We start from the raw sequence: 683 nt of genomic DNA on the forward strand, positions 1-683 counted from the left end.
CGCGGCTCGAAGCGCACGCACGCGACGCCGGCGTGCGCGCGGCACTGGCGGCGCTGCCCGCGCGGCAACGCGAAGCGATCGTGCTGCAGTACTACCAGGAGCTTTCCAATCTCGAAGCGGCGGCCGTGATGGGCATTACGGTCGATGCGCTGGAAAGCCTGCTCTCCCGCGCGCGCCGCAATCTGCGCGCGCAGCTGGCGACGCCGTCGGCCCTGCCCGCCGAGGAGACTGTCACGGCGCGGCACGCTTTACCGCCGGCCGTATCGTCTGCCGTATCGTCTGCCGTATCGCCTGCCGCATCGCCCGCTGCATCGCCTTCCGCACCGTCTTCCGCGTCGCCTGCCGCACCGCCCGCTGCGACTCCACCCACCGCGTCACCACCCACAGCCGCGCAACCCGCGGCACCGCCAGCCGCACCGCCAGCCGCACAACCAGCCGCACATCGCGCGCCGCAACCCGCACCGAACACCCGCACGAGGACATCCGATGACACCTGAACGATTCCGCACGATTGTCGACGCTTACGGCGCCGATGCGCGCCGCTGGCCGGCCGCCGAGCGCAGCGCGGCGCTCGCATGGGCCGATGCGCATCGCGCCGAGGCTCACGCGCTGCTCGCCGAATCCGCGCAACTCGACGGATGGCTCGCCAGCGACGCGCCGCCGCTGCCGGACGCGGCGCTGAC

2 pseudogenes are annotated in these 683 nt (G+C 72.9%); both read left to right on the forward strand.

What is annotated here, in order from left to right:
• Positions 1-200: pseudogene (locus tag HV675_RS33030) on the forward strand (sigma-70 family RNA polymerase sigma factor); the annotation flags it as partial.
• A gap of 286 nt (positions 201-486) precedes the next feature.
• Positions 487-683: pseudogene (locus HV675_RS32160) on the forward strand (hypothetical protein); the annotation flags it as partial.

The sequence above is a fragment of the Paraburkholderia solisilvae genome (assembly GCF_902859875.1).
GTDB lineage: Bacteria > Pseudomonadota > Gammaproteobacteria > Burkholderiales > Burkholderiaceae > Paraburkholderia > Paraburkholderia solisilvae.